Annotated in this window: 13 protein-coding genes; 8 read left to right on the top strand and 5 right to left on the bottom strand. The window is 66.3% G+C overall.

The annotated features are described in order from the left end of the window. Nucleotides 1-30: 30 nt before the first annotated feature. Both DIE11_RS36355 and trpS read left to right on the top strand, forming a co-directional pair. A complete protein-coding gene (locus DIE11_RS36355; protein ID WP_170296427.1) occupies nt 31-186 on the top strand; it encodes a hypothetical protein in 156 nt (51 codons plus the stop codon). 208 nt (nt 187-394) lie between these two features. After that, nucleotides 395-1,408, top strand: a complete 1,014-nt coding sequence (gene trpS / locus DIE11_RS16285) for a tryptophan--tRNA ligase (protein ID WP_059605907.1) — start codon at nt 395-397, stop codon at nt 1,406-1,408. Between the two features lie 117 nt (nt 1,409-1,525). On the opposite strand, the gene DIE11_RS16290 is transcribed toward trpS, so the two are convergent. From DIE11_RS16290 to DIE11_RS16305, 4 genes are all read right to left on the bottom strand, one after another. After that, nucleotides 1,526-1,939 carry a VOC family protein gene (locus DIE11_RS16290; protein ID WP_124625486.1) on the bottom strand — a complete coding sequence of 138 codons (414 nt, stop codon included), beginning with the start codon at nt 1,937-1,939 and terminating at the stop codon, nt 1,526-1,528. Nucleotides 1,940-2,171: 232 nt separating this feature from the next. Continuing rightward, nucleotides 2,172-3,092, bottom strand: coding sequence for a bestrophin family protein (locus tag DIE11_RS16295; RefSeq protein ID WP_124625489.1), 921 nt, complete (start codon nt 3,090-3,092; stop codon nt 2,172-2,174). A gap of 176 nt (nt 3,093-3,268) precedes the next feature. Further along, nucleotides 3,269-4,276 carry a cytochrome d ubiquinol oxidase subunit II gene (gene cydB / locus DIE11_RS16300; RefSeq protein ID WP_124625491.1) on the bottom strand — a complete coding sequence of 336 codons (1,008 nt, stop codon included), beginning with the start codon at nt 4,274-4,276 and terminating at the stop codon, nt 3,269-3,271. Between the two features lie 3 nt (nt 4,277-4,279). Then, entirely contained in the window at nt 4,280-5,680 is a 1,401-nt protein-coding gene (locus DIE11_RS16305; RefSeq protein ID WP_059605895.1) for a cytochrome ubiquinol oxidase subunit I, read from the bottom strand. Between the two features lie 407 nt (nt 5,681-6,087). Here DIE11_RS16305 and fdhD point away from each other — a divergent pair, with 407 nt between their 5' ends. From fdhD to moaD, 5 genes are all read left to right on the top strand, one after another. Then, on the top strand, nt 6,088-6,945 hold the full coding sequence (fdhD, locus tag DIE11_RS16310; RefSeq protein ID WP_124625493.1) for a formate dehydrogenase accessory sulfurtransferase FdhD: 858 nt from the start codon (nt 6,088-6,090) through the stop codon (nt 6,943-6,945). Continuing rightward, nucleotides 6,945-8,159, top strand: a complete 1,215-nt coding sequence (gene glp, locus DIE11_RS16315; RefSeq protein ID WP_124625495.1) for a gephyrin-like molybdotransferase Glp — start codon at nt 6,945-6,947, stop codon at nt 8,157-8,159. Before fdhD ends, glp begins: the two co-directional genes overlap by 1 nt. Before the next feature lie 202 nt (nt 8,160-8,361). Further along, entirely contained in the window at nt 8,362-9,480 is a 1,119-nt protein-coding gene (moaA, locus tag DIE11_RS16325; RefSeq protein ID WP_124625497.1) for a GTP 3',8-cyclase MoaA, read from the top strand. A 46-nt stretch (nt 9,481-9,526) separates the two neighbouring features. Continuing rightward, a complete protein-coding gene (locus tag DIE11_RS16330) occupies nt 9,527-10,090 on the top strand; it encodes a molybdenum cofactor biosynthesis protein MoaE (RefSeq protein WP_124625499.1) in 564 nt (187 codons plus the stop codon). Between the two features lie 70 nt (nt 10,091-10,160). Further along, a complete protein-coding gene (gene moaD / locus DIE11_RS16335) occupies nt 10,161-10,418 on the top strand; it encodes a molybdopterin converting factor subunit 1 (RefSeq protein ID WP_124625502.1) in 258 nt (85 codons plus the stop codon). A gap of 58 nt (nt 10,419-10,476) precedes the next feature. Here moaD and DIE11_RS16340 read toward each other — a convergent pair whose 3' ends face one another. Then, nucleotides 10,477-11,136, bottom strand: a complete 660-nt coding sequence (locus DIE11_RS16340; RefSeq protein ID WP_260437126.1) for a glutathione S-transferase family protein — start codon at nt 11,134-11,136, stop codon at nt 10,477-10,479. A 363-nt stretch (nt 11,137-11,499) separates the two neighbouring features. Between DIE11_RS16340 and acnB the strand changes: the two genes are divergently transcribed. Next, nucleotides 11,500-14,085: a bifunctional aconitate hydratase 2/2-methylisocitrate dehydratase gene (acnB, locus tag DIE11_RS16345; RefSeq protein WP_124625504.1), complete on the top strand. Its 2,586-nt coding sequence runs from the start codon at nt 11,500-11,502 to the stop codon at nt 14,083-14,085. Nucleotides 14,086-14,143: the final 58 nt, after the last annotated feature.

Below are 14,143 nucleotides of genomic sequence, written 5' to 3' on the forward strand. Positions count from 1 at the left end.
GTTGGAGTGGCGCACGTTGCGCCTGCAAGCATGAAGAAACTGAAGCAGCACATCCGCACCCTGAACGACATGGACCGCACGCCGCTGGCACGCGCCGGCGCGCTGCTGCTGATGGCCGGCCTGCTGTACCTGCTGTGGCCGTCGGCAGAAACCGCCTATCTCGCGATGGAGTCGGTCCTGCGCTGACGCCACACCCATCCCCGCACTACGCTATACTCGCGCAATGCAAACCAAACCTGCCTCGCTGAACGTGCATCGCTGGTGGCGCGCCTGACCCAGGCGGCCCGTTTCCTTTTGCATGTCCCGAACGTGATGCCGCCAGCCATGGCGGCATTGTCGTTTCTGCGCTCACGTCATGGCTGGTGGCTTCGATAATCCGGAGCCAATCCACACCATGACGCACCCGACCCAACCGACCATCCTCACCGGCGACCGCACGACCGGCCCGCTGCATCTCGGCCATTACATCGGCTCGCTGCGCGCACGCGTGCAGATGCAGCATGAGGCGACGCAGTTCCTGCTGCTCGCCGACACGCAGGCGCTGACCGACAACATGGGCCGCCGCCAGCGCGTCACCGAGAACGTGATCGAGGTCGCGCTCGACTACCTGGCCGTCGGCATCGATCCGGCGATCTCGACGATCGTCGTCCAGTCGCAAGTGCCCGAGCTCGCCGAGCTGTCGCAATACCTGCTCAACCTCGTGACGGTCGCGCGCCTCGAGCGCAATCCGACCATCAAGGAAGAGATCCGCCTGCGCGGCTTCGAGCGCGACATCCCGGCCGGCTTCCTGACCTATCCCGTCAGCCAGGCGGCCGACATCACCGCGTTCAAGGCGACACACGTGCCGGTCGGCGACGACCAGCTGCCGATGATCGAGCAGACCAACGAACTCGTGCGCCGCTTCAACGCGACGGTCGACAAGCCCGTGCTGGTGGAATGCGAGGCCGTGCTGTCGGCGGTCACGCGGCTGCCGGGCATCGACGGCAAGGCGAAGATGAGCAAGTCGCTCGGCAACGCGATCACGCTCGGCTCGACGCCCGACGAGATCGCGCAGGCCGTGAAGGACATGTACACGGACCCGAACCACCTGCGCGTGAGCGATCCCGGCCAGGTCGAAGGCAACGTCGTGTTCACGTTCCTCGACGCGTTCGAGCCCGACGTGCAGAAAGTCGACGAACTGAAGGCGCACTATCGCCGTGGCGGACTCGGCGACAGCGTCGTCAAGCGCGTGCTGAACGAGCGGCTGCAGGCGCTGATCGAGCCGATCCGTGCGCGTCGTCGCGAATTCGAGGCGGACAAGGCGGAGGTGATGGCGATCCTGAAGCGCGGCACGATGCATGCGCGCGAGGTGGCCGGCGCGACGCTGGCCGAGGTGAAGGGCGCGATGGGGCTGACGTACTTCGATTGAGCCACGCGCGGCAAACGCGACCGGGCGGCGAAGCGCGGCGGCATGCCGGTGCGGCGCTCGTCAGCTACCCAACGGCACAACGCCGTGCCGTTGGCAATCAGTTGTCGGCGCGCGCGGTCACGGCCGCTCGTGGGCCGATGGCGCAGCGTGGCATACCGCCTCGATCCGGTTGCCGGCCGGATCGACGACAAAGGCCGCATAGTAGTCGGCGTGATAGTGCGGCCTCAAGCCGGGGTCGCCGTCGGGCCGCCCGCCCGCCGACAGCGCTGCCTCGAAAAATGCATGCACCTGCTCGCGGGAAGCCGCCTTGAAGCACCAGTGTCGCTTGCTCGCCCCGACTTCGGCGGGGTCCAGATAAATCGCCAGGAAGGTCGATGCAGTGTCGGTGGCACTGCAACGTTCGCCGTAACCGAGCGCGGTACCGCGGTCATAAACCCTGGTCGCGCCCAGCGCGGCCATGACACCGTCGTAGAAAGGGCGTGCCTGGTCGATATCCGGAACGCCGATGGACACGTGGTCGAGAAGTTGCATTGTTGGCTCCATTGAACGAGCACGAGTCTACACAAACTTCCTAAGTCCACTCCGCCAATGTCGCGCCGGCGCGATCGTTTCGCCGTCATCAGCGCGCACGCCACCTCACGCCGTCATGACGCCCCGGAAAATGATCGACCGGTTCGAGATCATCGACGAAGATGCACGTCACGTAGATGCGCATGTGAAGTGCTTCCGATCGTGCGTGCCACTGCGCGCGTCGCGGTGCCGCTCATGTGATCTGATACGTCGACGCCGGCACGAACTCCTCCGGCATCGCGCGATCGCCCAGCTCGAGCACCGACCGCTCGATCGTACGCGCCATCGCATCGAGCGCGAGCGCGTTCGGTGCGAGGCCGAACGGCTCCGCAACCTCGTTTGCGATCGCTTCGAGCGCGATCAGCGTGTACGAGATGAATACGCAAATCAGCGGCGTAAAGAATTCCGTCGAATCGACGAGGCCGAACGGCAGCAGCACGCAATAAGCATAGACGGTGCGATGCAGCAGCACGCTGTACGAAAACGGGATCGGTGTCGTCAGGATCCGCTCGCAGCCGCCCACCGCCTTGCCCAACTCGGCCAGTTGCGCATCGAACATCCAGCACGTTGCTTCGCTGCCTGGCGCGCGGCCCAGCGCGCGGACGATTCCGCCGCGCAGGTCATCGAGAATCGCGACGGGCTGGTAGCACTTGTGCGCGAACGTGGCGGCGCGCTCGGCGCCAAGGATGCGCTGCAGGTCCTGCGCCGGATCGGTATGACGCAGCTGATGCTTCAAGGCATACGTGAACGCGATCAGCAGATCGGCGAGCCGGTTGCGCTCCGCGTCGCCGACGCTGTCGGGCAGGTAGCGCCGCAGCTGCGACGTGACGGTGCGCGCCGCGATCAGCAGGTTGCCCCACAAAAGCCGCGCCTCCTTGAAGCGCTCGAAGCTCGCGTTGTTGCGAAACGCGAGGAAGATCGCGAGTGCCAGCCCGAACAGCGTGAACGGAGCGGTGTTCAGCGGAATCTTCTCGCCGAAGATGCGCCCGTTCGTGAAGACCGCCAGCGTGCTGACGATCGCCATGAACACGAGTTGCGGAATGATCGACTGCAGCACGGAGCCGTTCCATACGAACAGCATCCTGAGCCAGTTTTGTCGTGGTCTGACGATCATGGTGTTGTCTCGACTGCCGATGAAATACGCAATGCGAATCACCGTCGCCCGATGTGCAGCGGCCCGCGCGTGGCGGGCCGCTGTCCGGTCGATACCGGGCCGGGTGACGCGATTCACCGCGCTTGCGCGTGATGATACGCCCGCGCACACCCTGCCCCGTCACCGGAGCGCGCCGGTCAGTGATAGCCGGCGTCACCCTCGCGAACCTTGCCGCGGAACACGCGGTACTGCATCGCGTTGTACACGAGGATGACCGGCAGCACGATCACGGTGCCGACGAGCGCGAACAGCTGGCTCGAATGGCTCGACGACGCGTCCCAGATCGTCAGCGACGGCGGCACGATGTTCGGCCAGATGCTGATCACGAGCCCGGTGTAGCCGAGGAACACGAGCGCGAGCGTCAGCAGGAACGGCGTCGCCTCGTGCTCGCGCTTGACCGTGTGGAAGATGCCCCACACGCACGCGACGACGAGGATCGGCACCGGCAGGAACCAGCCGAGGTTGCCGCTGCCGAACCAGCGGTGCGCGACGGCGGGCAGCCCGATCACCGTCCACAGGCTGACCACGGCCATTACGCCGAGCAGCACGCCTGTGAGCGGCTTCATCAGCTGCCGCATCTTGCGCTGCAGCTCACCGTCGACTTTCAGGATCAGCCACCCGCAGCCGAGCGCCGCATAGGTGACGAGCACGCCGATCCCGCAGAACAGGCTGAACGGCGACAGCCAGTCGAACGGCCCGCCCGCGAACTGGTTGTTCTCGATCTTGATGCCCTGCAGCAGCGAACCGAGCACGATCCCCTGGCAGAGCGCCGCGAGCGCGGAGCCGCCGATGAATGCGAGATCCCACATGTGTTGCGTGCGGGTCGCCTTGGCGCGCAGCTCGAACGCCGCGCCGCGGAAGATCAGCCCGACCAGCATCAGCACCAGCGGCAGGTAATTCGCCGGCAGCAGCGTCGAATACACGACCGGGAACGCGCCGTACAGGCCCGCGCCGCCGAGCACGAGAAAGGTCTCGTTGCCGTCCCATACCGGCGCGACGGTATTCAGCATGACTTCGCGTTCGGCCTTCGCGTCGAAGAACGGAAACAGCAGGCCGATGCCGAGGTCGAAGCCGTCGAGCATCACATAGATGAACACGCCGAGGCCGATGATCGCGGCCCACACGACAGGAAGATCGATGTGCATGGCTTACTCCGCTTCGGTGACGTTCAGCGGCGTGGACAGCGCGCTCTTGCGCAGCCCCGGATGCCGGTGCAGCTCGATGTATCCGGCCTCGGCGGCCGGCCCGCGCTTCATCAGTTTCATCATGTAGTAGATACCCGTCCCGAACACCAGGAAATACACGACCACGAAGATCAGCAGCGACACGCCGACCTGCTGCGCGCTGAGCGGCGCGACCGAATCGACGGTGCGCAGCACGCCGTACACGGTCCACGGCTGCCGCCCGACCTCGGTCGTGATCCAGCCGGCCAGCAGCGCGACGATACCCGACGGCCCCATGCCCACCACGAACCACTGGAACCAGCGCGTTTCATACAGGCGCCCGCCCTTTCTCAGCAGCAGCCCGAGCAGCGCGGTCAGCAGCATCAGCATCCCGAGGCCCGCCATGATCCGGAACGTCCAGAACACGATTGGCGAATACGGGCGGTCCTGCGGCGGGAATTCCTTCAGCCCGCGGATTTCGCCATCCCAGCTGTGCGTGAGGATCAGGCTGCCGAGGTGCGGCACCTGGATCGAATAGCGCGTGGTTTCGGCCTGCATGTCGGGCAGCCCGACGAGGTTCAGCGCGGTGCCGCCCTTCTCGGTTTCCCACAGCCCTTCGATCGCCGCGATCTTCGCCGGCTGGTATTCGCGCGTGTTCAACCCGTGCGCATCGCCGGCGACGATCTGGATCGGTGCGAGCAGCAGCAGCATCCACAGCGCCATCGAGAAGCTGCGCTTCACGGGCTCGTCGCGACGCCCCTTCAGCAGGTGCCACGCGCCGCACGCGGCGACGATGAAGCCCGCGACGATGAACGCCGCGATCGTCATGTGCACGAGACGGTACGGGAACGACGGATTGAAGACGACCTTGAACCAGTCGACCGGCACGACGAGACCGTTCTCGATCTTGTAGCCCTGCGGCGTCTGCATGAAGCTGTTCGACGCCAGGATCCAGAACGTGGAGATCAGTGTGCCGACCGCGACCATCAGCGTCGCGAAGAAATGCGCGCGCGGGCTCACGCGCTGCCAGCCGAACAGCATCACGCCGAGAAAGCCGGCTTCGAGGAAGAACGCCGTCAGCACCTCATACGTGAGCAGCGGGCCCGTGATGTTGCCGGCGACGCGCGAGAAGCCCGCCCAGTTCGTGCCGAACTCGTACGCCATCACGACGCCGGAGACGACGCCCATCCCGAAGCCGATCGCGAAGATCTTCGACCAGAACTGGAACATGGATTTGTAGGCGGCATCGCCGGTGACGAGATAGCGCCATTCCAGCACCGCGAGAAAGCTCGCCATGCCGATGCTGATCGCCGGAAACACGATGTGGAACGACACCGTGAACGCGAATTGCAATCGGGCGAGATGGAACGCATCGAAGATTTCCATGACCGTAATGTGCTCGTGGTTGTGAGAACGTCAGCTCGAAGCAGGAAGTCGCGCGACGGCTTCGCGACGGCACGTGCAAGCGTGGACGGATCGCGAGGCACGGCAACGAAGCGTGAATGACGATATCGCGTTTCCGACGATACTCGCAATCGCGCGAACGTGCGCTGAAACTGTGCTTTCCCCTGGGCCGAAGATGTGTGTACGGAAAACCCGTTGCGGGGCCGCGAGGCCCTCAGCTGTACTGCTTTCCGCACCGCGACGCTGTGCATCCGCCGCACGGCCGAACGCCCGTACCATCGACTCGTAGCCTGCCGGTGGCGAGCCGGCGCGACACCGCGCACCACCCCGGCATAATTCGCGCCCATCGCTCGGCGCACGCGCCGAGCGATCTCCCAGGAGAAAACAGCATGGAGCCCAACGACTGCCCCGACGATCCGGCCGGGAGCTGCGCGTGTCACGTGACGCGTCATCGTGCCGGCGAAACATGGGACACCGTCGATCGCGTCGTCGACGAAACGCCGGTTGCACTCGTGTTCAACGGCATCGCACACGCGGTGATGATGGCGACGCCGATCGACCTCGACGCGTTCGGCCTCGGCTTCGCGCTGAGCGAAGGGATCGTCGAGCGCGCGTCGGACGTCTTCGACATCGAAAGCGAATATCGGCCGACCAGCGCCGAAGTACGGCTGACCGTATCGCAGCAGGCGTTCATGGCGCTGAAGGCACACCGGCGCGCGCTGGCCGGCCGCACCGGCTGCGGTGTCTGCGGGATCGAAAGCATCGCGCAGCTCGACCTCCATCCGCCGCGCATCGCGGCCGCGGGTGCGGCGGCCGGCATCGGTGCCGACGCCGTCGCGCGCGCGGCCCGCGCGTTGCCGCAGCGGCAGCCGCTGATGCGGGCGACCGGCGGCATCCATGCGGCCGCATGGTGCGACAGCGACGGCGCCGTTCAGGAAGTCTTCGAGGACGTCGGCCGCCACAACGCGCTCGACAAGCTGATCGGCTGGCTCACGCGGCGTCGCGCCGACCTGAGCGCGGGCTTCGTGTTCCTGTCGAGCCGCGCGAGCTACGAGCTCGTGCGCAAGGCGGCGCGCGTCGGCATCCCGATGATCGCGACGATCTCGGCGCCGACGTCGCTCGCGATCGACGTCGCGCGCGAAGCCGGCGTGCGGCTGCTCGGCTTCTGCCGCAACGACGGCTTCGTCGAATACGTGTCGCCCGACGCGCTCCCGCTACCCGAACCAACGCGTGCGCTCACCGCTTGATGAAACCCCTGACCGATTTCGATACCGCCCAACGGCAGTTCGCCGCCGCGTTCGCGCCGCCGCATGCGGCCGTCTCCATTCCGGTCGAGCAGGCGGCCGGCCACGTGCTCGCCACGCCGCTCTCCGCCGTGCTCGACCAGCCGCCCGCCGACCAGAGCGCGATGGACGGCTATGCGGTCCGTCACGCCGACCTCGAACACGGCGAGCCGCTGCGCGTCGCGCAGCGCTGCTACGCGGGTGACGCGCCGTCGCCGCTGGCACCGGGCACGGCAGCGCGGATCTTTACCGGCAGCCTGATTCCGCCCGGTGCCGACACCGTCGTGATCCAGGAGCACGCGCGCGAGCAGGACGGCGGCGTCACGTTCGACGCACCGCAGCGCAGCGGATCGCATATCCGCCGCCGCGGCGAGGAAGTGCGCGCCGGCGACCTGCTGATGCCTGCCGGCGTGCGGCTCGGCGCGATGCACGTCGGCGTCGCAGCCGCGCAGGGTTGCGCGCGCATCGCCGTGCGGCCGCCGCTGCGGGTCGGCATCCTGACGACCGGCGACGAACTCGTCCCGTGCGGCGAGCCGCGTGCGCCCGGGCAGATCTACAACTGCAACGCGCCGATGCTCGCGGCTCTGGTATCGGGAACCGGTGCCGGCGTCACCGCGAGCGAACACGCCGCCGACACGCCGGCCGCCGTCGATCAGGCACTGCGCGAAATGGCCGCGCGCTGCGATCTGGTCGTCTGCGTCGGCGGCGCATCGGTCGGCGACAAGGACCTGCTGCGCCCCGCGCTGACCGCGCTCGGCGCGTCGTTCGTGGTGTCGGGCGTGCGGATGAAACCGGGCAAGCCCGTCGCGCTCGCGCGGTTCGACGAACGGCCCGTGGTGCTGCTGCCCGGCAATCCGGGCGCGGCGATGATCGCCTTCGCGCTGTTCGTCGCGCCGCTGATCCGCTGTCTGCAGGGACGCGACGACTGCCTGCCGGCCGTACCGTCGCTGCCGATCGACATCGACGCCGAACCGGATGCGCAGCGCGAACGCTTCGTGCGCGTGCGCCGCACCATCGACGCCACCGGCGCGCCCGTCCTCGACACACTGCGGCAGCAAGGCGCCGGCACGCTGCAATCGCTGCTGCAGGCGAGCGGGCTCGCACGGCTGCCGACCGGCCGACGCATCGCACGCGGCGACGCCGTGCCGTATTACGATTTCGCGCACTGGCTCGCATGAGCACGAACATGAGCATGCGGCGGCTCGCCATGCCCACCTTTCGCGCATCCAGGATGACGAACTGTATTCCTGTATTCCAGGCGGGATTGTGTCTCTGCCGATGGAATCCGGCGACCTATCCTCACGATGAGGCTCGTCACGACCCGTACGCCGACACGTCGGCACACGCACGGCCGATCGGCGACGCCGTTCCGCTCACTTCCTGCAGGCAGACGAACCCATCGTGAATGCCATCGCTTCCGCGCCGGCCGCCGCCGAATCCGGCAGCGCATCGCCCGGTGCCTTCTCCCGCCCGCTCGACACGCTCGCGCGGCCGCTGCGCGATCTGCGGCTGTCCGTCATCGACCGGTGCAATTTCCGCTGCGGCTACTGCATGCCGCGAGACAGCTTCGGTTCCGACTATGCGTTCATGCCGTCGTCCGAGCGACTGTCGTTCGCGCAAATGGAGAAGATCGCGCGCGCGTTCGTCTCGCTCGGCGTCGAAAAGATCCGCATCACCGGCGGCGAGCCACTGCTGCGCCGCAACCTCGAAGCGCTGATCGAACGGCTGGCGACGCTGACGACCGTCAACGGCAAGCCTATCGAAATCGCGCTGACGACCAACGGTTCGCTGCTCGCCGCCAAGGCACGCGCGCTGCGCGATGCGGGGCTGTCGCGCGTGACCGTGAGTCTCGACGCGATCGACGATGCCGTGTTCCGCCGGATGACCGACACAGACGTGCCGGTGGCGCGCGTGCTGGCCGGCATCGAGGCCGCGCAGGCGGCCGGGCTCGCGCCCGTGAAGGTCAACGCCGTGATCGAGCGCGGCGCGAACGACGGCCAGATCCTGCCGCTCGTGCGCCACTTCCGTCATAGCGGCGTGGCCGTGCGCTTCATCGAATACATGGACGTCGGCGGCGCGAACGCGTGGTCCGGCGACAAGGTCGTGCCGGCCGCGCGGATGCGCGAAATCATCGAAGCGAGCTATCCGCTCGTGCTCGTCGGCGAACCGGGACACGATGCCACCGCGATCCGCTGCCGGCACATCGACGGCGCGGGCGACGTCGGTTTCATCGCGAGCGTGTCGCATCCGTTCTGCGGCACGTGCTCGCGCGCACGCGTGTCGGCCGACGGCCAGCTCTATACATGCCTGTTCGCGATGCAGGGCACCGACCTGCGGCCGTGGCTCGACGATGCCGAATCGATCGACCGCCTTGCCGACACCGTGCGCGCGCGATGGATGCGGCGCGACGACCGCTATTCCGAACGGCGGGCCACGCGTGCGGCCAGGCCGTCGGGCAAGACCCATCCGATCGTGCGCATGTCGCTCGTCGGCGGCTGACGGGCTGCCGCGCGAAGCGGAGCGCACCGCCTACTGGAGAACCGTCATGACCAGATTCACCGAATCCCGTGCCGCGTCATCCGACGATCCGTCGCGTGACGGCGGACATTCCGAACCCGTCGACCCACACACCGAGCCGCCGCCGGCGATCGCAGCCGGCTTCGAGGTGCGTGTGCAGTACGCGACGATCGACGCCGGCGCCGAGATCGCGCCGTTCATTCGCAATCCGAATGTCGGCGCGGTCGTGAATTTCCTCGGTGTCGTGCGCAACGAAGGCGACGTCGACGACGTGATCGCGCTGGAAGTCGAGCACTATCCGACGATGACCGAGCAGGCGCTGTGGAGCATCGTCGAGGAAGCCAGCGCGCGCTGGCGGCTCGAGGCGGTCAGGATCGTGCATCGCGTCGGGCGCATTCCGCTCGGCCACGCGGTCGTGATCGTCGTGGTGGCCGCCGCGCATCGCGCGCCGGCGTTCGATGCGTGCGAATTCATCATGGACTTCCTGAAGACGCACGCGCCCTTCTGGAAGAAGGAGATCCGGCACGACGGCGTGGCCGGCTGGGTCGAGCCGAAGGCGCATGACGATCAGGCGATGCGTCGATGGGGATGAACGTGCCGGCCAACGCCTTTCCGATTCCGCCGATATCACCGACTTCACCGATTTCGCTCGGGACATCGCAATGAAACTGACGATCAAATACTTTGCGAGCATTCGCGAACAACTGGATACCGACGAGGAAGTCATCCAGATCGATGCGCATGAGCTCACCGTCGACGCGCTGCGCGCCACGCTCGCCGCACGCGACGCGCGCAGTGGTGAAGCGCTGCGGATAGACCGGCCCGTGCGCGCGGCCGTGAATCGCGAGATGGTGACCGGCGGATTCGTCGTGCGGGAGGATAGCGAGGTGGCGTTCTTTCCGCCGGTGACAGGCGGGTGATTCGTGCACATCCAGCGGCGACTGACAGATCGTAGCCGCTCGATGCGCAACGGGCTGGCTAATAGAGCCCGCGAAGAAAATCCGGAACCGGATGGTCGATCGAAGCGAGATAATCCGCCATCGCACCGGCCACTTTCCGCACGGCCGGACCCGCGGTCATCCGTTCGCGCCAGGCGAGCAGGTTCGGTGTCTCCGCCGTCATCGGCGCGCCCTTGCGCGCGCCGAACAACTGCGCCATGTAGAACGCGGTGTCGGCATACGAATAGCTTTCGGCGAGGAATTCCCGGTCCGCCAGCACGCGCTCCATGCGTCGACAGTATTGCCCCGCTTCGTCGCGTGCGGCCTGTGCCGCGGGATGATCCGGCGTCTCTTCGAGGCCCATCAGCCGGATCACGTGCGGAAAATAAACCTCGATCGAGCACGGTGCGCGGAAGCTGCTCGGATATGGTGCGGAGTTGAACGTGCTCGCGCTGCGGGAACTCGTGGTTCGATTGACCGACGAGGTTGCAGCGACGAAGGCGCTGTACTCACCCGCGCCGCTAACGATAGACGACGCTCCAACATTCGCGGCGTGATCAGCGCGAAGTTGCTCGCACTCGCCGTGTTCACCGCGCACACCACCGTGATGGGCGCTTTTCGGACGCCGCCGCCGGTCGAGACCGCCTGGATCGGCATCGGTGTCTTCATCCTGCTCTATCTTGCTCGTCGCGCTCGTCATCCGTTGGGATCCTGAAGCTTCCTGACCTCGACCGGTACGCCTCTGAATTTTCCACATAATGAAATCGCGCCGGTCGAGCGAATGCCTCCTCTGCGACCTGCGTACGCCCCACAGCGCCCCGATCCGCGGTCACTCCCTGCACCACGCCGCTACCTAATCCGCCGAATTCTTCCGCAAGGTGCGCCGCGACAGCACGCGTTTCTCGACGTCCCACATTCAACTCTTATATAAGACATAAGACATTTGACGCCTGACCATATTGGGATTAGAATCCCGTCCAAGCAGTGAAGCAGTGTCCGGAACAGCAGCCTCGGCGTGCCTGGAAAGCCCTTCCCCTGAAACGCAATCTCAGCAGGTCCCCCCATGCTTGAAAACTTTCGTGCTCACGTGGCCGCCCGCGCCGCGCTCGGTATTCCTCCCCTGCCGCTGACGGCTCAGCAAACCGCCGAACTGGTGGAACTGCTGGCGAACCCGCCCGCAGGCGAAGAGCAGACGCTGCTCGACCTGATCACCCACCGCGTCCCCGCCGGCGTCGACGAAGCCGCGCGCGTGAAGGCCGGCTTCCTGGCCGCCGTCGCGAAGGGCGAGACGGCCTGCCCGCTGATCTCGCGCGAGCGCGCGACTGAACTGCTCGGCACGATGCTGGGCGGCTACAACATCCAGCCGCTGATCGAGCTGCTGTCCGACGACGCAGTCGCGGCCGTCGCTGCCGACGCACTGAAGAAAACCCTGCTGATGTTCGACCAGTTCCATGACGTGAAGGAACTCGCCGACAAGGGCAACGCGCACGCGAAGGCCGTGCTGCAGAGCTGGGCCGACGCCGAATGGTTCACGAGCCGTCCGGAAGTGCCGGAAAGCCTGACCATCACCGTGTTCAAGGTCACGGGCGAAACCAACACCGACGACCTGTCGCCGGCCCCGGACGCCACCACCCGCCCGGACATCCCGATGCACGCGCTGGCGATGCTGAAGAACGCGCGCCCCGGCATCACGCCGGAAGAAGACGGCAAGCGCGGCCCGGTCAAGTTCATCGAATCGCTGAAGGAAAAGGGTCATCTGGTCGCCTACGTGGGCGACGTGGTCGGCACCGGCTCCTCGCGCAAGTCGGCCACCAACTCGGTGCTGTGGTTCACCGGCGAAGACATCCCGTTCGTCCCGAACAAGCGCTTCGGCGGCGTGTGCCTCGGCGGCAAGATCGCCCCCATCTTCTACAACACGATGGAAGACGCCGGCGCGCTGCCGATCGAGCTCGACGTGTCGCAGATGAACATGGGCGACGTGGTCGAACTGCGCCCGTACGAAGGCAAGGCGCTGAAGGACGGCAACGTGATCGCCGAATTCCAGGTCAAGTCCGACGTGCTGTTCGACGAAGTGCGCGCCGGCGGCCGCATTCCGCTGATCATCGGCCGCGGCCTGACCGCGAAGGCGCGTGAAGCGCTCGGCCTCGCACCGTCGACGCTGTTCCGCCTGCCGCACCAGCCGGCCGACAGCGGCAAGGGCTTCTCGCTCGCGCAGAAGATGGTCGGCCGCGCATGCGGTCTGCCGGAAGGCCAGGGCGTGCGTCCGGGCACGTACTGCGAACCGAAGATGACCTCGGTCGGCTCGCAGGACACCACCGGCCCGATGACCCGCGACGAACTGAAGGATCTGGCCTGCCTCGGCTTCTCGGCCGACCTCGTGATGCAGTCGTTCTGCCACACCGCCGCTTATCCGAAGCCGGTCGACGTGAAGACGCACCAGACGCTGCCGAACTTCATCAGCACCCGTGGCGGTATCGCGCTGCGCCCGGGCGACGGCGTGATCCACTCGTGGCTGAACCGCATGCTGCTGCCCGACACCGTCGGCACCGGCGGCGACTCGCACACGCGCTTCCCGATCGGCATCAGCTTCCCGGCAGGCTCGGGCCTGGTCGCGTTCGCGGCCGCCACCGGCACGATGCCGCTGGACATGCCGGAATCGGTGCTGGTCCGCTTCAAGGGCAAGATGCAGCCTGGCGTCACGCTGCGCGACCTCGTCAACGCGATTCCGCTGTACGCGATCAAGCAGGGCATGCTGACGGTCGCCAAGCAAGGCAAGAAAAACATCTTCTCGGGCCGCATCCTCGAAATCGAAGGCCTGCCCGATCTGAAGGTCGAGCAAGCGTTCGAACTGTCGGACGCATCGGCCGAGCGTTCGGCAGCCGGTTGCACGGTGCACCTGAACAAGGAACCGATCATCGAGTACCTCAACAGCAACATCACGCTGCTGAAGTGGATGATCGCGCAGGGCTATCAGGATCCGCGCAGCCTGCAGCGCCGTATCGTGGCGATGGAGCAGTGGCTGGCCGACCCGCAACTGCTGTCGCCGGATGCCGACGCCGAATACGCGGCCGTCATCGAGATCGACCTGGCCGACATCCATGAACCGATCGTTGCGTGCCCGAACGATCCGGACGACGTGAAGACGCTGTCCGACGTCGCCGGTGCGAAGATCGACGAAGTGTTCATCGGTTCGTGCATGACCAACATCGGTCACTTCCGTGCCGCATCGAAGCTGCTGGAAGGCAAGCGCGACATCCCGGTCAAGCTGTGGGTCGCGCCGCCGACCAAGATGGACCAGAAGCAACTGACGGAAGAAGGTCATTACGGCGTGTTCGGCACGGCCGGCGCCCGCACCGAAATGCCGGGCTGCTCGCTGTGCATGGGCAACCAGGCGCAGGTGCGCGAAGGCGCGACGGTGATGTCGACGTCGACCCGCAACTTCCCGAACCGCCTGGGCAAGAACACGAACGTGTACCTCGGCTCGGCGGAACTGGCGGCAATCTGCTCGCGTCTCGGCCGGATCCCGACCAAGGACGAGTACATGGCCGACATGGGCGTGCTCAATGCCAACGGCGACAAGATCTACAAGTACATGAACTTCGACCAGATCGAAGACTTCAAGGAAGTCGCCGACACCGTGCAGATCTAAGCATGCGGTCGAGCTACGGCGGGCTGTGCCCGTCGTGGCGACACGCAATGGCGCCACG

The sequence above is a fragment of the Burkholderia sp. Bp9012 genome (genome assembly GCF_003853825.1).
In the GTDB taxonomy this organism is placed as follows: domain Bacteria; phylum Pseudomonadota; class Gammaproteobacteria; order Burkholderiales; family Burkholderiaceae; genus Burkholderia; species Burkholderia diffusa.

What these genes read in the sequence shown, in the direction of transcription:
- DIE11_RS36355 (WP_170296427.1), top strand. Translation starts at nt 31, where the DNA reads ATGAAGAAACTGAAGCAGCACATCCGCACCCTGAACGACATGGACCGC.
- trpS (WP_059605907.1), top strand. Translation starts at nt 395, where the DNA reads ATGACGCACCCGACCCAACCGACCATCCTCACCGGCGACCGCACGACC.
- DIE11_RS16290 (WP_124625486.1), bottom strand. Translation starts at nt 1,939, where the DNA reads ATGCAACTTCTCGACCACGTGTCCATCGGCGTTCCGGATATCGACCAG.
- DIE11_RS16295 (WP_124625489.1), bottom strand. Translation starts at nt 3,092, where the DNA reads ATGATCGTCAGACCACGACAAAACTGGCTCAGGATGCTGTTCGTATGG.
- cydB (WP_124625491.1), bottom strand. Translation starts at nt 4,276, where the DNA reads ATGCACATCGATCTTCCTGTCGTGTGGGCCGCGATCATCGGCCTCGGC.
- DIE11_RS16305 (WP_059605895.1), bottom strand. Translation starts at nt 5,680, where the DNA reads ATGGAAATCTTCGATGCGTTCCATCTCGCCCGATTGCAATTCGCGTTC.
- fdhD (WP_124625493.1), top strand. Translation starts at nt 6,088, where the DNA reads ATGGAGCCCAACGACTGCCCCGACGATCCGGCCGGGAGCTGCGCGTGT.
- glp (WP_124625495.1), top strand. Translation starts at nt 6,945, where the DNA reads ATGAAACCCCTGACCGATTTCGATACCGCCCAACGGCAGTTCGCCGCC.
- DIE11_RS16330 (WP_124625499.1), top strand. Translation starts at nt 9,527, where the DNA reads ATGACCAGATTCACCGAATCCCGTGCCGCGTCATCCGACGATCCGTCG.
- moaD (WP_124625502.1), top strand. Translation starts at nt 10,161, where the DNA reads ATGAAACTGACGATCAAATACTTTGCGAGCATTCGCGAACAACTGGAT.
- DIE11_RS16340 (WP_260437126.1), bottom strand. Translation starts at nt 11,136, where the DNA reads ATGACGAGCGCGACGAGCAAGATAGAGCAGGATGAAGACACCGATGCC.
- acnB (WP_124625504.1), top strand. Translation starts at nt 11,500, where the DNA reads ATGCTTGAAAACTTTCGTGCTCACGTGGCCGCCCGCGCCGCGCTCGGT.